Annotated in this window: 16 protein-coding genes and 2 pseudogenes; 10 read left to right on the top strand and 8 right to left on the bottom strand. The window is 64.6% G+C overall.

Annotation, left to right across the window (positions count from 1 at the left end; all coding sequences use genetic code 11):
• Positions 1–3: 3 nt before the first annotated feature.
• Together AC3WRI_RS01110 and AC3WRI_RS01105 are read right to left on the bottom strand one after the other, a co-directional pair.
• Entirely contained in the window at positions 4–699 is a 696-nt protein-coding gene (locus tag AC3WRI_RS01110) for an ABC transporter ATP-binding protein (protein WP_011617337.1), read from the bottom strand.
• Positions 700–1,194: 495 nt separating this feature from the next.
• Positions 1,195–2,259 (bottom strand): VWA domain-containing protein, encoded by a 1,065-nt coding sequence (locus tag AC3WRI_RS01105; protein WP_010814596.1) that lies wholly within the window; start codon positions 2,257–2,259, stop codon positions 1,195–1,197.
• 75 nt (positions 2,260–2,334) lie between these two features.
• Here AC3WRI_RS01105 and AC3WRI_RS01100 point away from each other — a divergent pair, with 75 nt between their 5' ends.
• The 4 genes from AC3WRI_RS01100 to AC3WRI_RS01085 are packed head-to-tail and all read left to right on the top strand — an operon-like array spanning position 2,335 to position 6,366.
• Entirely contained in the window at positions 2,335–3,282 is a 948-nt protein-coding gene (locus AC3WRI_RS01100; protein WP_011617338.1) for a S1C family serine protease, read from the top strand.
• A 12-nt stretch (positions 3,283–3,294) separates the two neighbouring features.
• A complete protein-coding gene (locus tag AC3WRI_RS01095; protein WP_011617339.1) occupies positions 3,295–4,308 on the top strand; it encodes an AAA family ATPase in 1,014 nt (337 codons plus the stop codon).
• Complete coding sequence (locus AC3WRI_RS01090; protein ID WP_492292369.1) at positions 4,286–5,311, top strand: DUF58 domain-containing protein; 1,026 nt, start codon at positions 4,286–4,288, stop codon at positions 5,309–5,311. The genes AC3WRI_RS01095 and AC3WRI_RS01090 overlap by 23 nt, the downstream gene beginning before the upstream one ends.
• Positions 5,308–6,366 (top strand): VWA domain-containing protein, encoded by a 1,059-nt coding sequence (locus AC3WRI_RS01085; RefSeq protein ID WP_010814600.1) that lies wholly within the window; start codon positions 5,308–5,310, stop codon positions 6,364–6,366. Before AC3WRI_RS01090 ends, AC3WRI_RS01085 begins: the two co-directional genes overlap by 4 nt.
• A 56-nt stretch (positions 6,367–6,422) precedes the next feature.
• Here AC3WRI_RS01085 and AC3WRI_RS01080 read toward each other — a convergent pair.
• Positions 6,423–6,619 (bottom strand): annotated as a pseudogene (locus AC3WRI_RS01080) (ISKra4-like element ISBte1 family transposase); the annotation flags it as partial.
• A 293-nt stretch (positions 6,620–6,912) separates the two neighbouring features.
• Here AC3WRI_RS01080 and AC3WRI_RS01075 point away from each other — a divergent pair.
• The 5 genes from AC3WRI_RS01075 to AC3WRI_RS01055 all read left to right on the top strand — a co-directional run bounded on the left by AC3WRI_RS01075 (position 6,913) and on the right by AC3WRI_RS01055 (position 12,508).
• Entirely contained in the window at positions 6,913–7,749 is an 837-nt protein-coding gene (locus AC3WRI_RS01075; protein WP_010814601.1) for a phytanoyl-CoA dioxygenase family protein, read from the top strand.
• 25 nt (positions 7,750–7,774) lie between these two features.
• Positions 7,775–8,182 carry a RidA family protein gene (locus AC3WRI_RS01070; RefSeq protein ID WP_037024242.1) on the top strand — a complete coding sequence of 136 codons (408 nt, stop codon included), beginning with the start codon at positions 7,775–7,777 and terminating at the stop codon, positions 8,180–8,182.
• Positions 8,183–8,277: 95 nt separating this feature from the next.
• Positions 8,278–9,711: an MFS transporter gene (locus AC3WRI_RS01065; RefSeq protein WP_492292367.1), complete on the top strand. Its 1,434-nt coding sequence runs from the start codon at positions 8,278–8,280 to the stop codon at positions 9,709–9,711.
• Between the two features lie 43 nt (positions 9,712–9,754).
• Entirely contained in the window at positions 9,755–11,116 is a 1,362-nt protein-coding gene (locus AC3WRI_RS01060; protein WP_492292365.1) for an NAD(P)/FAD-dependent oxidoreductase, read from the top strand.
• An 87-nt stretch (positions 11,117–11,203) separates the two neighbouring features.
• Entirely contained in the window at positions 11,204–12,508 is a 1,305-nt protein-coding gene (locus tag AC3WRI_RS01055) for a flavin monoamine oxidase family protein (RefSeq protein WP_010814605.1), read from the top strand.
• A gap of 7 nt (positions 12,509–12,515) precedes the next feature.
• Here AC3WRI_RS01055 and AC3WRI_RS01050 read toward each other — a convergent pair whose 3' ends face one another.
• Positions 12,516–13,175, bottom strand: coding sequence for a TetR/AcrR family transcriptional regulator (locus tag AC3WRI_RS01050; protein ID WP_010814606.1), 660 nt, complete (start codon positions 13,173–13,175; stop codon positions 12,516–12,518).
• Positions 13,176–13,546: 371 nt separating this feature from the next.
• Between AC3WRI_RS01050 and AC3WRI_RS01045 the strand changes: the two genes are divergently transcribed.
• Entirely contained in the window at positions 13,547–14,785 is a 1,239-nt protein-coding gene (locus AC3WRI_RS01045; protein WP_492292363.1) for a porin, read from the top strand.
• Between the two features lie 113 nt (positions 14,786–14,898).
• Here AC3WRI_RS01045 and AC3WRI_RS01040 read toward each other — a convergent pair whose 3' ends face one another.
• The 4 genes and pseudogenes from AC3WRI_RS01040 to AC3WRI_RS01025 form a co-directional block, all read right to left on the bottom strand.
• Positions 14,899–15,825: an MBL fold metallo-hydrolase gene (locus tag AC3WRI_RS01040; RefSeq protein ID WP_010814608.1), complete on the bottom strand. Its 927-nt coding sequence runs from the start codon at positions 15,823–15,825 to the stop codon at positions 14,899–14,901.
• 229 nt (positions 15,826–16,054) lie between these two features.
• On the bottom strand, positions 16,055–17,527 hold the full coding sequence (locus AC3WRI_RS01035) for an NAD(P)(+) transhydrogenase (Re/Si-specific) subunit beta (protein ID WP_492292361.1): 1,473 nt from the start codon (positions 17,525–17,527) through the stop codon (positions 16,055–16,057).
• Positions 17,524–17,874 carry an NAD(P) transhydrogenase subunit alpha part 2 gene (locus tag AC3WRI_RS01030; protein WP_058696833.1) on the bottom strand — a complete coding sequence of 117 codons (351 nt, stop codon included), beginning with the start codon at positions 17,872–17,874 and terminating at the stop codon, positions 17,524–17,526. Before AC3WRI_RS01030 ends, AC3WRI_RS01035 begins: the two co-directional genes overlap by 4 nt.
• Positions 17,861–18,292: pseudogene (locus AC3WRI_RS01025) on the bottom strand (NAD(P)(+) transhydrogenase (Re/Si-specific) subunit alpha); the annotation flags it as partial. The pseudogene AC3WRI_RS01025 and the gene AC3WRI_RS01030, both read right to left, overlap by 14 nt.

Raw genomic sequence — 18,292 nt, 5'->3', positions numbered from 1 at the left:
GGCTTAGGCGGCCGCGCTCATCGGCGGCTGTGGCCCCAGCGGCGTCAATCCGCCTGGCGTCAATTGCAAGACGCGATCCGCCGTCGCCGCAGCCACTGCCGAATGCGTGACGATAATCGCGGCCGTGCCGTTTGCGTTGACCAGTTTGCGCAGCAGGCTCAGCACCCGCGCGGCCGTCTCGTGATCAAGGTTGCCAGTCGGCTCATCCGCCAGCAGCAGCATTGGACGGTGTACCAGGGCACGCGCAATCGCCACCCGCTGCAACTCCCCGCCGGAAAGCTCGCGCGGCAGACTGTCCTCGCGCCCCTCAAGCCCAACCGCGGCGAGCATCTCGGCAACGCGCGCCGACGCCCCTTTTTGCTCGAGGCCGTTCAACAGCAGCGGCAGCGCCACGTTCTGCGCCGCGCTCAAATTCGGCAGCACGTGGAAGGCCTGGAACACGAACCCCAGCTTGCGACGCCTGAGCAAGGTTGCGGCATCGTCGTCCAGCTTGCCCAGATCCTGTCCGTCGAACTGGATGCGGCCACTGTCGGGCCGATCCAGACCGGCGATCAGGTGGAGCAGCGTTGACTTGCCCACGCCCGATTCGCCCATGACGGCGACAAATTCGCCGGCGTCCAGCGCAAGACTGACTCCGCGGAGAACCGTGCGCGGTCGGGCGCCGTTGTATGTCTTGGAGACATCCGTAAGGGTCAGCACAATGTCGTCAACCTCGCGTGGCGTGCCTCTCCGTCAAAGCTGTGACGGGAGAGCGGGCACAAGCCATTCTGCCACCGTTGAAGTGCATGGACTTGTCGAAGAAGGCCGCTAGAAGTCGGACGATTCCCACTGGGAACGGTGCAGCCACTTTGCCATTTCCTGACGCTGGTTCGCTTCGCAGCCGATCGGGGGGATTTCGACTGACGCAGTGGCAGGCCCGTTCCATTGATCCGTTCACTGGCTATCCTTCTGCTTGTGCGGCTCGTGTAGATGCGGCACATTTGTTTCCGTCACTGTCTGGGCGCCCATCCAGCTCCTTGTGGCGCCGCCGGGGGCGGAAAGCTGGCGCAGTCCATGCGCAAGACGGCATGGATCATGCGGCCATTAGCGTGTGGCGTCTCGGTTCCCGGGTGAGATCCAGGCCGGAAATACACCCGCTGCGCCCATGGATGGCTCAGGGAATGAACCCGGCAGCTTCATCAACCGTGCTTCAGGTCACCGCCGGAACCACAGCATCGAGAGCCCGCACGCCACCCCCAGCAGCAGGACCGCTGCTGCCGAGAACAATGCACTGATCTCGGTTTCCTTGCGCTCGAGCGCGAAGCGGGCGCTGAGCTGGCGATACACCTGGCTCAGGTCCGCAGCCGAGCCAGCCTGGAAGTACTCGCCGTTCGTTATCGCCGCTACCGCCCGCAAGGCGGGTTCATCGAGCTGCATGTAGTAAGACAGGCCCGACTCTGCCGCGGCTCCGCCCTGCGGCGTACCGAAGCCCACCGTATAGACGCGCACGCCGCGCTGGGCGGCCATGCGCGCAGCGTCCAGCGGGTCCGGGCCGGTGGTGCGGCGGCCATCGCTGAGCAGGATTACCGCACCGTGCCGATACGAGCCGGGCTGCGCCGCCGGCCGTTCCTGTTCGCGCTTGCGGACGGCGTCCGCCGCGGCGGCCTCTGTCAGCGATCTGCCGCCGGGACCGGGTGCGAGCGACTCGCCGCTGAAAAGGATGGCTTCCAGGTCGATGCCATCGTCGGGGAACAACACTGCCAGCGCCTGGATCAGCCCGCTGCCGGTCGCCGTGCCGAGCTGGAGCTGGAAGCGATCGATTGCGTCGAGCATGTCCTGCCGGTTGTCGGTGGGGGGCAGCACCACGGTCGCGGTGGCGGCAAAAGAGACCATGCCCAGGCGCACGCTGGCCGGCAGCCCGACGATGAGATCCCGGGCAGCCTGCTTGGATGCGCCGATCCGGGTTGGTGCAACGTCGGTCGCCGCCATGCTGCGGGAGGTGTCCATGGCCAGCACCAGGGTGATGGTGTCGGACGGCAGCGTGATCGTCGCCGTAGGACGGGCGCAAGCCAGCAGGGCCACGCCCAGCGCGAGCAGGAAGAGCAGTGGCGGAATGTGACGCCGCAGCCGTTGGCCGGGACCCAGGGCGGCGCGCGGCAGCGCAAGGCTGGCATACAACAGCGCGATTTTCTTGCGCCGCGCAATCAGGTACAGGTAAGCGGCTGCCAGCAGGGGCAGCGCAAGCAACAGCCAGAGCATTTGCGGCCAGAGAAACTGCATGCACCTGCTCCTTGGCGCGTGGGTAAGACGATGGTACTGTATTTTTCACGGCGGGACGGGACCTCGGGAGCGGCAATGAGACGGGTAACGATCTACGGATGGGTCTCGGCAGCGGTGGCGCTGGTGCTCGCGGCGGTCGTTGGCTCTGCCTGGCTGTTGCAGCCGACGCCGCGCGTCCTCAAGCAAGCCGACATCGACTCCGCCGTGCTGCACACGCTGGAAACCAAGCGCCTGCCTTCGCGCACAGCCAGGGCGGCAGAGGCGGTTCGCGAGTCGGTGGTGGAAGTTCGCAGCTATGCGCCAGCCGAAAAGGCTGCGGACAAGCCGAAGAAAGCGGCATCCGCCCCACACGCCAAGCGTGATCCCCCTGCCACACGCCGCAAGGCACCTCCCGAATCGGCTCCGCTATCCCCGCCGCCTTCGGGCGATGAACTCGCAAAAGGCGACCCACCGGGCAGCAAGGGCGAGTCCGGCGGCAAGCGCACAGCCCGCCACATCGGTTCGGGGGTGGTCGTGACCGAAAGCGGCACCATTCTCACCAGCTACCACGTCGTCGCCGACGCCCTGCGCCTGGAGGTCAGGTTCCACGACGGCCACACGGCCGAGGCCTCGGTTGTGCAGGCGTTCCCGGAGAAAGACCTAGCCGTGATCCGGCCCAGTTCCATCCCCGACGACCTGCCGCCGGCGACGCTCGGTTCCAGCCGGAACCTCGCGCCCGGCACTGAAGTCGTCGCGGTCGGCTTTCCGTTCGGCATCGGCCCGTCGGTGTCTGCCGGCGTGGTGTCGGGGCTCGACCGCAGGTTCGTCTTGCCGGACGGCAAGCGGGACCTGGACAAGCTCATCCAGTTCGACGCCGCCGCCAATCCGGGCAACTCCGGCGGACCGCTGGTGAATCTGGATGGCGAGGTGGTAGGGATCGTCACCGCCATCCTCAACCCCAACCAGAGCGGCACTTTCCTCGGCATCGGCTTTGCTGTCACGATCGAAAGCGCCGGCGCTTCCATCGGATCCTCTCCTTTCTAATCGCGGGGGCCTATGAACGACCAAACCCGGGGCGCAGTGGACAGCGCCGAATTGATGGAACGCCTGCTGTATGAGGTGAAGCGCGTGGTGGTGGGGCAGGACCACTTCCTCGAACGGGTGCTGGTGGCGATCCTTGCGGGTGGCCACCTGCTGGTGGAAGGCGTGCCGGGCCTGGCCAAGACGCTGACCGTCAAGACGCTGGCCAGGACCATGAGCGGCTCCTTCAAGCGCATCCAGTTCACGCCTGACCTGCTGCCGGCCGACCTGATTGGCACGCGCATGTATAACCAGGGCACGGGCGAGTTCTCCACCGTGCGGGGCCCGGTCTTCGCCAACCTGCTGCTGGCCGACGAGATCAACCGCGCGCCGGCCAAGGTGCAGAGCGCCTTGCTGGAAGTGATGGAGGAGAAGCAGGTCACCATCGCCGGCGAGTCCCATCTGGTGCCCACGCCCTTCCTCGTCATGGCCACGCAGAACCCGATAGAAACGGAAGGCACCTACCCCTTGCCTGAGGCGCAGGTCGACCGTTTCCTGATGAAGGTCCTGGTGGGCTATCCCAGCGAGGAGGAGGAGGCCGTCATCGTCAACCGTGTCACCGGCCCCAGCATCAGCGTGAGCCCCATCGCGACGCCGGAGCGCCTGACAAGCCTGCAGGACGAATGCGGCAGGATCTATGTGGATCCGAGCCTGCTCCAGTATGCAGTGCGCGTGGTGGCGGCCACCCGCAAGCCTGGAGGCTACGGGCTGGAGGACCTGGATCGATACATAGCGTTCGGTGCCAGCCCCCGCGCCACCATCGGCCTGATCGAAGGCGCGCGCGCCCTGGCGTTCCTGCGCCGCCGGCACTATGCGCTGCCCGAAGACGTGGTCGATCTCGTGCCGGATGTCTTGCGCCACCGCCTGGTGCTCTCGTACGAGGCCATGTCCGACGGCGTGACTGCCGACCAGCTCGTCACCCGCATCCTGCAGGCGCTGCCGGTCCCGGAGCGCCCATTGGAATCCCATGTTCGGGCGCCTGCGCAATAGGCGGCGCCGGAGCGGCCCGGAGGCCGCACCCGGCAGCATGCCCGCCGGCACGGCGCTGGCCAGCGTCGACGCAAGGCAGACCGAGGCCTTGCTGCGCCGCCTGGAATGGACCGTGGTGCGCCGCCTCGATGGCCTGCTGCAGGGCGACTACCGCACGCTGTTCCGCGGCTTTGGGCTGGATCTTGCCGACCTGCGCGAATACCGCCCCGGCGACGACGTGCGGCACATCGACTGGAACGTGACAGCACGGCTGCAAACACCGCACGTGCGTGAGTACCAGGAAGACCGGGAGGTCTCCGTCTGGTTCCTGCTGGACCTGAGCGGATCGGTCGGTTTCGGTTCCGGCAGCGTGAGCAAGCGTGACCTGCTGAGCGACTTCACCACCGTCATGGCGCTGCTGCTGACGCGCTATGGCAACCGGGTCGGCGCCCTGCTCTACGGCGGGGCCACAGACGCGGGCGCGTCGGTGGTGCCGGCGCGCTCGGGGCGCCGGCACCTGCTGCACCTGCTCGACCGCATGCATGGCACACCGGCCGCGTCGCCGGGCGACACCCGCTTGCGCGACCTGCTGGAGCGCGCACGGGCGGTCGCGAAACATCGATCGGTGCTGTTCGTGGTCTCCGACTTCATCAGCGCCCCGGGCTGGCAGGCATCGCTCCAAATGCTGGCCCGGCGCCATGAGGTCGTCGCCGTGCGGCTGGTCGACCCGCTGGAGATGACCTTGCCCGACCTGGGCCTGGTCGTGCTGCAGGATGCCGAAACCGCCGAGCAGATGTTCGTCGACACGCACGACCCGGCCTTCCGCAAACGCTTCGCCGCCGCCGCCCAGGCGCGCGAGGACGAATTGCGCCTGGCCTTCACCCAGGCCGGCGTGGCGTGCCTGACGCTGTCGACCTACGCCCGCCTGGACCTGGCCCTGCTGCACTTCACCCGCCGGCGCCGCCACCGTCAAGGTGCCGCCGCAACAGCAAAGCAGGAGAACGGGCCCAAGGAGGCAGCATGACCGATGCCATAAGCCGGCTACCCGTCTTCAGCTTCCTGTGGCCAGGCATGCTGTGGCTGCTCACGCTCGTCCTCGTGCTGTCCGCTGGCTACGTATGGCTCGACAGGCGCCGGCGCCACGCCACGGTGCACTATCCCACCCTGAAATCCGTCGGCGTTGCCATCAGGGGCGGTGCGACCTTGCGCCGCCACGTGCCGCCCATGCTGCTCCTGCTGGCCCTGGCCGCGCTGACCTTCGCTATCGCCCGACCCCAGGCAGTGATGATGCTGCCCTCGCACATCGAGACCGTGGTCGTGGTCATCGATCTGTCCGGCAGCATGCGCGCGCAGGATATCCAGCCCAGCCGCATCCGCGCCGCCCAGCAAGCGGCCAAGGTTCTACTCGACACACTGCCCGCGGGCGTCAGCGCGGGAGTAGTCGCGATGGCCGGCACCGCCGCCGTGGCACAGGCGCCCAGCCGCAGCAAGGATGCCGCGGCCACGGCGATCGACCGCCTCAAGCCGCAAGGCGGCACCGCGCTGGGCAATGGCCTGCTCATCGCGCTGACGACGCTGCTGCCGCAGACGGCTGGTGACGCCGAGCGCCTCATGAACGGCGACACCACGCCGCTGCAAAAGCCGGACGCATCCCACAGCGGCGAAGCCGTGACGCCCGGCTCTTATCCCTCCGGGGCAATCGTCCTGTTTTCCGACGGTGAAAGCAACACCGGCCCGGCCGCGACGCAGGCGGCGCAGCTTGCCGCGGCGCACGGCGTGCGCGTTTATACCGTCGGGGTTGGCACGACCGACGGTGTGGTGCTCTCGGTCGATGGCTGGTCGGCGCGCGTCAGGCTGGATGAGAAGGTATTGAAGGAAGTCGCCAATGCGACAGGGGCAGAGTATTTCCCGCTTGCGGATGCCGCGCAGCTGAAGAGGGTGTACCGGGCGCTCAATATGCGGCTGACGTTTGGCAAGCGCGAACAGGTTGAAATTACTGCGTTCTTCGCCGCGCTGGGGGCGTTGCTGGCCACGTGTGCGGGGCTGCTGTCGTTGTGGTGGTTCGGGCGCGTGATGTAGGCAGGGACTGGCTCTGGCGGAGGAAACAAATCACTGGCCTAGCGAAGATGTGGCGGACCTTCTCGTAGCAGGAAGTTCCACATACGATCGGCCGGTCGACGCTCCAGCTTGTGCACGTAGGCAAGACTATGCCCGCGGTCCTGATCCCGCAGGGACTTCCCGACGATCACTTCAAACCAGCCATCCTGGCGGCGCCCCGTCGAAGGCCGCCGCCGTCAATGCCGATCGCGTGGATCGGACCCGGCTCGGGGATTTCGGATGGGACCGATCGACAGTCGCCCGAACGTCCTGCGGTATTGCGGCTCACGGTGGAGTACCGCAAGACGCCCTCATCAGCTTTGCCGTAACGCCTGCCACGAATGCTGAACGTGTGCTGAGGTTCGTCGGCCCAGCCCATGACTACATGGATGACATTGTGCCATTGCCCGTGCTCGGGAACAACGCCCGCATATTAACACAACACCTGTTGTGTTAATTCGAATTGCGAGTTATTGTTCGTCCATCGCGCCGGCCAGCGTCCATCACGAGGAATGAAGGAGACCGATCATGCTCACCACCCAATCCCAACGAGAGGCGTTTCGCAATGACGGCGCCGTACTTGTAGAAAACTGTCTTGACCCGGCGCAGCTCGCTCAGTGCTACGAGGCGTTCAAGTGGAACGTCGCCAATCCGGGTCCGTATCACTTCCGCTCGCTGGACGGCACGAGCCTGCAGACCCATATCGACAACGCCAATCCGGTCGTCAAGGACAAGCTTGACGATCTGGTCTCGACGCTGCCGTTCGGAAAGATATTCCAGGAGTTATGGGGATCGGAGCATGTCTGGTATTTCGCCGAGGAGGTGTTCGCCAAGGAAGGTGGCCAAAGCGGCCGCGGACCGTGGCATCAGGACACCGCCAACCTGCCCTGGGCCGGCAAGCACTGGGGCAACGCCTGGATCACCTTCCAGCCCATTCCAAAGGGGAATTCGCTGGAGATCGTTCGCGGCTCGCATCTCGGCATCCAGTACGACGGGGCCAGCTTCGCGAATGCCGATGACCCGACCGATCCGCTCTACGGCGACGGCACTCTGCCCCGCCTTCCGCATATCGACAAGGAACTCGCCGAAGATCCGAACGCCTGGGACGTGCTCTCCTGGGGCGTGACGCCCGGCGACGTCGTATTCCTGCATCCGCGTTCGCTGCACGGAGGAGCCGCCGTCGACGCCGACTGTCCGACCCGCCATACCCTGGTACTTCGATTCTTCGGTGACGACGCCACGTTCCGCGCCCTGCCGCTGTCGAACCCGCGCTATGCCCGTAACGGGCCCCTATTCAGCGAAGAAATGGCCAAGCTCAATGAAGGCGAGCCGTTCCGCTCGCCTGTCTTCCGCCAGATCGCCTGATATCGCCTTGGACGGAGAAGCAGCCATGAAACGACAAATGATCAATCCCGGCCTTGCACGGGCAAGGCACTACGACCAGCTTCATTTCTCGTCGGCGACCCGTGTCGGCGACATGATCTGGGTGTCCGGCCAGGTGGGGTTCGATCTGGCGACGGCCACGGTGGGACAGGGAATGGAAGCGCAGGCCCGACAGGCGTTTGAAAACCTGAAGACGGTCCTCGAAGCCGCGGGAGCCAGCATGGCCGATATCGTGGAGATCATGACTTTCCACACCGACTTGCGCGGCGACATCCATGAGTTTGTGAAGGTCAAGGATGAATACCTACCCGACCGCTATCCCTCGTGGACAGGCGTGGGCGTAAGCCAGCTGGCCCGCCCCGAGTTCCTCGTCGAGATACGCGCCATTGCGGTCGCCGGCTGCGGCGCCGGCTGACTGCCGGATGCCGCGGCCCCGTTTGCACACCGGGGTCGCGGCACACGATCCCAAAAGAAAAAAAGAACAGCGACAAAGCTGATGGAGACACCGACATGAATCGTCCCAATACGGTCGTCAGGCCGGATAAGCCATCCAGCATCCTGGCGAGGCTTGACCGCCTGCCGGTGATGGCTTCCCACTACGTCTGGGCCGCGCTGCTCGCGGCCAACCTGATGCTGGAGTATTACGACAACGCCATCTTTGCCTACGCCAGTCCAACGATCAAAGCCCATACCAATCTGAGCACGGAGCAGATCGGCCTCATCAGCAGCGCGTTTTTCATCGGGATGATTATCGGCGCGCTGGCGGGAGGAAGCCTGTCTGACAGGTGGGGACGACGCTCGGTTCTGGTATGGACCACCGTCCTGTACTCGCTGGGCGCGTTAGCGACCGCCTTCGCGCCTACCTACGAGACCATACTGGCCTCCCGCGTCGTCACGGGTATCGGCGTGCAGGCCGCCACATCGGTGCTGCTTGTCTATATCGCCGAGATGTTTCCCGGCAAGGCACGTGGCCGTTTCGTCTCCATCGTGACAATCGGGTTCGTGGTCTCCGGCATCGGAGCTGCGGCACTGGCAATGTTCTATCTGCCGCACAGCAGTACCGGTGCCTGGCGCAACCTGTTCCTTGCTGGCAGCGTCGGCTTGCTGATTGCGCCCCTGGCACGCGTCATCCTGCCCGAATCGGTGCGCTGGTGTGTGTCGCGCGGGCGGTCCGACCGCGCCGAACGCATCGTCAGCGAACTCGAAGCACGCGCACTGCGCCGCGGTCCGCTCGAGGAACCCGGAATTTCCGCAACTCAACAGAACGCCGCAGCACCAACGCTGCGCGACCTCATCAACGACAAGGCCGTTCTTCGAACCATAGCAATTCTCACGCTTGGCTATTTCGGCGCCACCCTGGGCTACTACCTGTTCGGGCAGTGGGGCGTCTACTCGCTCGTGTACAGCCTCAAGTACTCCGAGGACGATGCGTATTTCATCCTGTTCCTGTGGAACGTGATCTATGGCATCACGCCGTTCGTCGCCATGCTGTTTCTCGACCGGTATGAACGCAAGTCCACCATCCTTGTCGTGTCCGTGCTCAGTGCACTGCCGTTGGTCGTGCTCGGCATCTCGGCCACCAGCTGGGTGGTGATCGGTGCGGGGGGCCTCGCCTCCATCATCACCGGACTCGTCGTCAACGCGTACTACACCTACATCCCGGAGACGATTCCGACGCAGTTGCGCGCCCTGGGCAGCGGCATCGTGATTTCTGGCGGCCGGTTCGGCGGAGCGGCCGCCGGCGTCCTGGGCGCCGCGCTGTTCTCCGCAAACGGCATGGCGGGCGTAATGCTCGCCGCGGCAGCCTGCTACATCGTGTTCTCCATCCCCGTCGCCCTGTTCGGCCCGCGCACGACCAACCGCTCGCTGGAAGCCGTTACCGACGAAGGGCCCGGCGCTGCAAACGGCGTGCGTCAATCCACGGACACGCCCATGGCCGCCTGACACGGCATGTCCGAAAATTGCCGGGTGGTTGTGTCCCGACAGCATGGATCTCCAGACCAAGGAGCACGGCAACGTGACTGAAGACTTCAAGACATACCGAACACTGGGCGGCTGGATAGAAAAGCCAGCCGATCTGCAGCCACCGCTCGAGGGCCACACCAACGCCGATGTGGTCATCATCGGCGCCGGCTTCGCCGGCCTTTGCGCGGCGCTGGAGCTTGCCCGGCACCGCGTGAAGGTGGTCGTCCTCGAACGCGAATTCTGCGGCTATGGAGCGAGCAGCCGCAATGCGGGCTATCTCGCCGGCGGCCAGGGACTCAAGTACGACCGCTTCCTCAAGCGCGCAGGCCATGAGAAGGCAAGGCAGATCGTCCGCTTCTACGAGGACGGCGTCAGCTTCGCCGAAGGCAAGTTCGCCGAGCACGGGATAGACTGCGACTACAACCAGTCGGGACTGATCCGTGCCGGCATCGACCCCTCGCAGGAAGCCAGGGTGCGCGACGATATGCGCATCAGCGCCGAACTCGGATGCCCATCGGAGTATCTGGACCAGGCCGAGATGCGCGCACGCGGCATCCCGCCAGCGTTCCTGTTCGGCAGCTACGTGTCGAACGGCGGCACGCTCGATCCCGGCAAGTACGTCCTGGGGCTGCGGCGCGCGGCCCTGCGGGCGGGCGTGACGATCCACGAGAACACGCCGTTGCTGTCCTACACCGAAGGACCGACCGTCAAGGTGCGGACGCCGCGCGGCAGCGTCAGCGCGCCGGTCATGATCCTGGCCACCAACGCCGATACGCCCCAACTCGGCCCGCTGGCGGACAAGGTGGTGCCGTTGCGGCTCTCGGCAATCGAAACCGAACCGCTTTCACCCGTCCAGCTGGCAGCGCTTGGGTGGCATCGTCGCGAAGGCATCACGACCATGCACTGGGTCATGGAAAGCCATCGCCTGACGGCGCGCAACACGCTTGTCGTGACGACCAAGCGCCTGCGCTACCCGTTCGGCTCGCAGACGCCGGACGTGCCAGAGCACGGCCAGTATCGAGCGCTGCGGATGGCCCTGCACGACCGCTTTCCACCCCTGAAGGGGATCGCCATCCGGCGCTGCTGGAGCGGGTACATCAGCTATGCCGACGATGGCCTGCCGGTGATCGGCACCACCGGAGCGGATCGGAACATCTACTACGCGGCGGGATGTTCCGGCCACGGCGTCGGCACACAGGGCATGGTCGGACACATGCTGGCCGAGAAGATCTGCGGTATCGAAAACCCGCTGCTTGCGATGCTGATGCAACACGTCCCCCCATTGACGCTGCCCGAGCCGCTGCGCTGGTTTGCTCTCAACGGCGCCCTGAAGGTCGCAAGCAGGCTCGATGAACGCTCGAACCGCAAGGCACGCGCCGCATGAAGGAGCGCCGGCGGCTGCTACGCGATTGCATCACAGCAGGGCCTTGCGAAACCCCTGCATCCCCCGAAACTCACTACGGATGTACTCATGACAGATCTGTACGATGTTGCCGTGATTGGCGCTGGCTTTGCGGGCGTTACTGCTGCACGGGACCTCAGCATGGCAGGCCATTCAGTGGTACTGCTCGAAGCGCGTGAACGGATTGGCGGCCGGACCTGGTGGGGAAAGGCCCTTGGCCTGCACCTCGATCTGGGCGGCACCTACGTGCACTGGACCCAGGCGCATGTGTGGCGCGAACTCAAGCGCTATGGCATCGGCCTGGCGACACCGATGCCGGTGACCAGAGCTTACTGGTACGCCGGCGGCGTGGTACACGTCGGGACGTGGGAGCAACTCCACCAACTGACCGCGCCGCTGGTCGCCCGCTTCTTTGCCGATGCCCGGATGCACTTTCCCCAGGTAGATGACCTGGCAGCCGCCGATGTCAGCGCGATCGACAGGCAGACCATCGGCGACCGGCTTGACGCGCTTGAACTCTCCGCGCACGACCGTGACCTGCTGGTCAACGCGATGTCCATCCTGGTTTGCTCCGAACACGAACAGGGGCTCGCGCAACTGCTGTTCTGGTGCGCGATCTGCTTCGGCAACTGGAGCGCGTTCAAGGAAATCGCCGGGCACTGGCCGATCGAGGGCGGCACCGGTCGCCTGATCGACGCCATGAGCGCCGAGTCGAAAGCCGAGTTGCGCCTTTCGACGCCGGTGGCCGCAGTCGATGACAATGGGCACGAGGTCATTGTGGCCACCCGCGATGGACAGCATATCCGGGCCCGGCGCGCCGTGGTGGCATTGCCGCTGAACATGCTGAGCGAGTTTTCCGTCACGCCTGCGCTGCCGCAACCCGTGCGCGCCATGATCGAACAAAAGAACCCGATCATGCCCAGCAAGATCTGGGTACGGGTCAGGGGCGAGATCGAGCCCTTCGTGATCTATGCGCCGGCGGGCAAGCATCCCATCAATACCGCCCATGCCGAACGCCGCGACGATGGCGATACGCTGGTGGTGTGCTTCTGCGCCGATCCCTCAACGCTGGACGGCAATGACCGCGAGGCAGTACAGCAGGCGCTGCGGGACTTTATTCCGGACATCGAAGTGGTGGACACCGTCTGCCAGGATTGGGCGAACGACCCGTTTTCCAAAGGCGGATGGATGCATCACCGCCCCGGCAATCTGACGCAGGCAGCTCCCTTGATGCGACGGCCCCACGGCCGCATCCATTTCGCAGGAGCGGACATAGCGCCGATCGGGGTTGGCGGCATCGACGGTGCCATCGAGACCGGCACCAGGGCTGCCGCTGACGTCGCTCGCGCCCTGGATGGCGCCCATCATCCCTGATCCGGTGCTACGCGCGCGCCGCCCGTCCGCCAGGCTTCTGCTCGCCTGGCACAGGCGCAACCAGCACCGCCAGGGCATCGATCAGCGCCCGCATTCGCTTTGGCGTGAATCGCTTGGGCTCGATGGGGTACATCATCATCCACCCGTCGCCCATGGCAACGAGCTGGTCGGTGAGGATGTCTGCCGAAATATCGTTGCGGACCGTCCCCCGTTCCTGAGCGTCCTTGACAATGGCGGCGAGCAAGCGGCGATAACGCGCGTAGCGCCTGGCGATGACTTCCGCAAACGCTGGCTCGTGTCGCCCCTGCGCCAGCAACTCCGATGTCGCCGGCCAGAACCTCGTGCTGCGGTCCGTCAGCCTGATCCAGCTTTCGAACGGCGCGAGGATGTCACCCCTTTCCCGGGCCGACTCCAGCATCGCGTCGAAACGGTCGAATGCGCTTTCCATCAGCGCCACCACCAGCTCTTCCTTGTTCGCGAAGTAATACGTCACCGCGCCAGTGGTGTAGCCCGCATGCTTGGCAACCTTGCGCAGCGATGCGTTGGCATATCCCTCCTGTGCAATCACCATTGATGCCGCGCGCAGCAGCTCCTTGCGCTTCGCTTCGCGGTCGCCGACCGGACGACCCCGGGTTGAGACCTGCTCGATATCGTCGTCGCTGTCCATTGTTCTGTTCTGTCTCTTGAAAATCTCGATAACTGGATGCCCACTGGTTAGCCGCCAGGAGCCTGATTTTACAGAATCGACGTTATGTTCTGATTCTAGCCTCTCCAGCGTTCTCGCCTCCAGCAACTCCCAGGTGCGGACCGTTCCATCCGGATCACGCAGCCTGAGTCCGCACACGCCAGCAAATGGCAACGCCTGTGCCCCTCTCCTTGCCGGGACCACGCAGGGAATACCCGACCTTTCTATTTAACATCACGCTCGTTATGCTAATTCAAGATTCGCGCGAATCGCCGGGCAGGACTTCAGAAAGAGTGCGCGGCCGATGTCCTTGCATGCGGCCGCCAGGCAACTGACAAACATGGAGATTGTTGATGGATGCATTCAGGCGTAATGCGTTGAGCAAGGATGATGCCGTCGTCATGGAACAGCGCCGTGAGGAGAAACACCGAGTGCCGCGCAATGTGGCACGCAACTGGGGCACGACGCCCGTTATCGCACTGGCAGCACTTGGTGCCTTCGCAGGCGCGGCACATGCTCAGTCCTCCATCACGTTGTACGGTACGCTGGACACCAACCTTGAGATCGATACCAACTTCAAGAGCGCGGGCGGCGGCTCGGCCAATCGATACGCGCTGAACGGCGAAGGCCTGTCTGGTTCGCGTTGGGGTCTGCGCGGCGTGGAGGATCTCGGCGGCGGCGTGAACGGCGTCTTTGTGCTGGAAAGCGGCGTCGGCGGCGACGATGGCACCATGCAGCAAGGCGGCCGCCTGTTTGGCCGGCAGGCATTCATCGGCCTGCAGAGCGCCACCTACGGCAAGATCACCTTCGGGCGCCAATACACCTCGATGCTCGAGGCACTGGCCAACTTCTCGCCGGCCGCCATGTCGAGCCTGTATGAACCCGTCATCGCCCAGATCGGACCGGTGTACCGCGAAGACAACACCGTCAAGTATTCCGGGACCTTCGGTCCGGTCAGCGTCGGGGCCCACTGGAGCTTTGGCACCGGCGGAAGCAGCGGCACCGTGGACCTCGGCCGCCTTGGCGGATCGGGAGAGGTTCCGGGCCAATTTCGCCGCGATACCGGATATGGTGCCCGGGCGTCCTATACGGCAGGGCCGTTCAGCGCTACCGTGACCTATGATCAGGTGAACCCGAGCATCATCGGCAATAGCAACTTCGCCGGTACCGGCACATTCAAGAAGGCCGCCGCAGCAGCCAGCTACGCCGTCGGGCCCGCGATCTTCATGAGTGGATACCGCTGGGGCATGTCGACTGCGCCGGGGCAGACACTGACGCGCGACAATCTGTACTGGGCTGGCGTCTACTACGAGATGACGCCTGCCCTGAGCCTGACGCTGGACTACTACTACCAGACGTTCCGGCCCTCGACCTTGCCGGCGCTGAGGCCTGCCGGCAATCCGAGGCAGCTGATGTTCATCGCCGACTACCGCCTCTCCAAGCGTACGGACCTGTACCTGACCACCGCCTATGCGAAGAATGCCGGCCTGTGCCTGGACACCGCATCCATTGCGTTCAACAACGGCTATCAGCCCGGTGCTGGCAAGACCAGCATGTTCGGCGCCGCACTAGGTATCCGCCACAACTTCTGAGCGCGACGGATATCCTCAAACCGTTGCCGATGCCAACCCGATGCGATGCTGCTTCAGCGATCTGCATCGGGACATGGCCCGAGGGCCACCGCCGAAATGGCCTCCAAGGTATGTCACCTCATCCGATAGACGCCGTCTTCACTCACCTCAACCTGCCCGTCAGCCAGCAGCTCCGCCAGATGCTGGGAAATCGTACGGGTCTCGGCGTTGACCACCCACAAGCCTTCATAGCCCGGCGGATACAGCAGCCGCAGGTCGACCAGCTGCGCCAGTGTCTTTGGCGATTCGCGCAGCATGGCCATCAGGCGCTGTTCGCGCTCGTCCAGCTTGGCCACATAGGCAGCGAGATCACGCAGGAAGTGCTCGCGATCGGTGTAGACGCCCCGGTGATGGGACGTAACCCAAACCTTGGCCGGAATCTCGGGCAGCCGTGCCAGGCTGCGACGAAAGTCCGCCAGGCTGGACCCCGCGTCGCCATAGTAAGGCCCAAATCCAGTCAGGTCGATGTCGCCCGTGAAAGCCACTCCCTCCGGTTCAACAAGAAGAACGGTGTGGCCCGCGGTGTGCCCTGGAAGGTGGAAAGCGCGAATGCCGGCCTGCCCCAGATCCCAGCACGCGCCATCGACGTAGCCTTGCGCATCAGGCCGCGGCGCATAAAAGAATTCGCGCTGGAACTTGAGCAGCGTCTCCGATGCGTACTCCGCATTGCCGAAAGCGGCGATCATGCCCTCCCAGCTCCTTGCCGCTGGTAAATCCAGTTCGTGCACATATACCGATGCATACGGAAGACGATGCAAACCGGCCATATGGTCCTCATGTACATGGCCCATCACCACCAGCTCGGTCGCGTCAAACTCGGGGCCGATGTAGTTCGCGACAAGCGGCGTGTCGAACGCCGCGCGAGTCTCCGAGCCTCGTATCAATACCTGATTTCCGTCGGGATACTTTCCGCTTTTCTCGCCGAAGAAGACCGAAACGCGCCCGAAATCCACGCGCTGGATGTTTCCCTGCATGTCGGAATTGCTAAAAGCTGTGCTCATGTCGATCATCCTCCCTGGCAGGCCGTTGCGATCTTCCTGCGGCCGAGGCGTTCCAGGAGCGGTCAGGCGCTACGCAACTCTGTTTTCAGTCTATTTATAATAACATCTGTCATAAAAATAGAGTGCCTGCAAACACAGACCGTATGATATTTTGGGATGGCCGTCTTAGAGCGGACGTGGCTGCCTTCGCCCAGTGGCTTGCACCACCTCCTCCCGGTCTTCGTCGGGATCAGTCCGTTGCTTTGAGCATATCCTCGACCACCTTCTTGGCGTCGCCGAACACCATCATGGTCTTGTCCATGTAGAACAGCTCGTTGTCCAGGCCGGCATAGCCGGCTGCCATCGAGCGCTTGTTGACGATGATGGTCTTGGCCTTGTACGCCTCCAGGATCGGCATCCCGGCGATCGGCGACTTGGGATCGGTCTTGGCCGCGGGGTTGACCACGTCGTTGGCGCCCAGCACCAGCACCACGTCGGCCTGGCCGAACTCGCTGTTGATGTCTTCCATCTCGAAGACCTGGTCGTACGGCACCTCGGCCTCGGCCAGCAGCACGTTCATGTGACCCGGCATGCGGCCGGCCACCGGGTGGATCGCGTACTTGACGGTCACGCCCTTCTCGGCCAGCTTTTCGGTCAGTTCCTTCAGGGCGTGTTGCGCGCGCGCCACCGCCAGGCCGTAGCCGGGGACGATGATCACGGTCTCGGCGTTACCCATCAGGAAGGCGGCGTCGTCGGCCGAGCCGGACTTCACGTTGCGCTGCGCCTGCGCGCCGGCGGCCGCGCCAGCCGACGCATCGCCGCCGAAGCCGCCCAGGATCACGTTGAAGAACGAGCGATTCATCGCCCGGCACATGATGTACGACAGGATCGCACCGGAGGAACCCACCAGCGAGCCCGCGATGATCAGCATCGGATTGTTCAGCGAGAAGCCGATGCCCGCCGCCGCCCAGCCCGAGTACGAATTCAGCATCGACACCACCACCGGCATGTCGGCGCCGCCGATCGGGATGATGATCAGCACGCCCAGCACGAAGGCGATCGCCAGCATGAGCAGGAACGGCATCCATGCCTGCGTCAGGAAGAACGCGATGCCGAAGCCCACCATCGCCACCGCCAGCAGCAGGTTCAGCCAGTGCTGGCCGGCAAACACCACCGGCGCGCCCTGGAACAGGCGGAACTTGTAGCGTCCGGCCAGCTTGCCGAAGGCGATCACCGAGCCCGAGAACGTGATGGCGCCGACGAAGCAGCCGATAAAGAGCTCGATGCGGTTGCCCAGCGGAATGTCATGCGAACCGGCAACCGTGATGCCGAAGGCAGCGGGCTCCGCAACGGCCGCCACCGAAATAAACACGGCTGCCAGGCCGATCAGCGAGTGCATCGCTGCGACCAACTCAGGCATCTTGGTCATCTGCACCTTCTTCGCCACGTAGGCGCCGATGCCGCCGCCCACTACCAGCGCCGCCAGGATCAGCGCCAGGCCGGTGCCCGGCACGGACGGGTCCGCCCCGCCGGACAGCAGTTCGCTCTTCAGCTTGAAGATCAGCGCCACCGTGGTGAGCGCCGCCACCAACATGCCGGCCATGCCGAAGGTATTGCCGCGCCGCGCCGTGGTCGGGTGTGACAGCCCCTTGAGCGCCTGGATAAAGCACACAGACGCGCCCAGGTAGGACAGCGTCACCATATTCATCGACAGGCCATTCATTGCGCCACCTCCGCCAGTTCTCCGCCAGGCTGGCCCTTGGCTTCTGTCTGCGCCTTGGGTGCCTTCTTCCTGAACATCTCCAGCATGCGCTGCGTGACCAGGAAGCCGCCGAACACATTCACCGCCGCCAGCGCCACCGCCAGCGTGCCCATTGCGCGACCAACGTAGCCTTCGGTCAGGCCCGCAGCCAGCATGGCGCCGACGATGATGATGGCCGAGATCGCATTGGTCACCGCCATCAGCGGCGTGTGCAGCGCGGGGGTCACCGTCCAGACCACGTGGTAGCCCACGTAGATCGCCAGTACAAAGATGATCAGGTTGATCACCGTGTGGCTAACCATTTCCATCGATATCTCCTTGAATGCCCGTGCAGCTGGCCAGCGCCAGTTCTTCGCGCCGCGTCATCAGGCAGGCCCCGACGATGTCGTCGTCGGTGTTGATCACGAGCTTGCCGTCCTTGTCGATCAGCAGCTTGAGGAAGTCGAGCACATTGCGCGCATACAGCGCCGAGGCGTCGGCCGCGACCATGCTGGCCAGGTTGGTGTGGCCGATGATGATGACGCCGTTGTGGTTGACCACTTCGTCGGCCACCGTCAGCGGGCAGTTGCCGCCCTGTGCCGCGGCCAGGTCCACCACCACCGAGCCGGGTTTCATCTGCGCCACGGTGGTTTCCTGCAGCAGCACCGGTGCCTTGCGGCCCGGGATCAGTGCGGTGGTGATGACGATGTCGGCCTGGACCGCGCGCTGGTGCACCAGCTCGGCCTG

This window comes from Cupriavidus sp. FW305-27, from assembly GCF_058787995.1.
This window is presented reverse-complemented; position numbering and strand designations above follow the sequence as displayed.

Coding starts and splice junctions, on each gene's coding strand:
- AC3WRI_RS01090 (WP_492292369.1), top strand. CDS start 4,286: ATGTTCGGGCGCCTGCGCAATAGGCGGCGCCGGAGCGGCCCGGAGGCC.
- AC3WRI_RS01070 (WP_037024242.1), top strand. CDS start 7,775: ATGAAACGACAAATGATCAATCCCGGCCTTGCACGGGCAAGGCACTAC.
- AC3WRI_RS01085 (WP_010814600.1), top strand. CDS start 5,308: ATGACCGATGCCATAAGCCGGCTACCCGTCTTCAGCTTCCTGTGGCCA.
- AC3WRI_RS01040 (WP_010814608.1), bottom strand. CDS start 15,825: ATGAGCACAGCTTTTAGCAATTCCGACATGCAGGGAAACATCCAGCGC.
- AC3WRI_RS01030 (WP_058696833.1), bottom strand. CDS start 17,874: ATGGAAATGGTTAGCCACACGGTGATCAACCTGATCATCTTTGTACTG.
- AC3WRI_RS01050 (WP_010814606.1), bottom strand. CDS start 13,175: ATGGACAGCGACGACGATATCGAGCAGGTCTCAACCCGGGGTCGTCCG.
- AC3WRI_RS01045 (WP_492292363.1), top strand. CDS start 13,547: ATGGATGCATTCAGGCGTAATGCGTTGAGCAAGGATGATGCCGTCGTC.
- AC3WRI_RS01035 (WP_492292361.1), bottom strand. CDS start 17,527: ATGAATGGCCTGTCGATGAATATGGTGACGCTGTCCTACCTGGGCGCG.
- AC3WRI_RS01105 (WP_010814596.1), bottom strand. CDS start 2,259: ATGCAGTTTCTCTGGCCGCAAATGCTCTGGCTGTTGCTTGCGCTGCCC.
- AC3WRI_RS01075 (WP_010814601.1), top strand. CDS start 6,913: ATGCTCACCACCCAATCCCAACGAGAGGCGTTTCGCAATGACGGCGCC.
- AC3WRI_RS01065 (WP_492292367.1), top strand. CDS start 8,278: ATGAATCGTCCCAATACGGTCGTCAGGCCGGATAAGCCATCCAGCATC.
- AC3WRI_RS01055 (WP_010814605.1), top strand. CDS start 11,204: ATGACAGATCTGTACGATGTTGCCGTGATTGGCGCTGGCTTTGCGGGC.
- AC3WRI_RS01060 (WP_492292365.1), top strand. CDS start 9,755: ATGGATCTCCAGACCAAGGAGCACGGCAACGTGACTGAAGACTTCAAG.
- AC3WRI_RS01100 (WP_011617338.1), top strand. CDS start 2,335: ATGAGACGGGTAACGATCTACGGATGGGTCTCGGCAGCGGTGGCGCTG.
- AC3WRI_RS01095 (WP_011617339.1), top strand. CDS start 3,295: ATGAACGACCAAACCCGGGGCGCAGTGGACAGCGCCGAATTGATGGAA.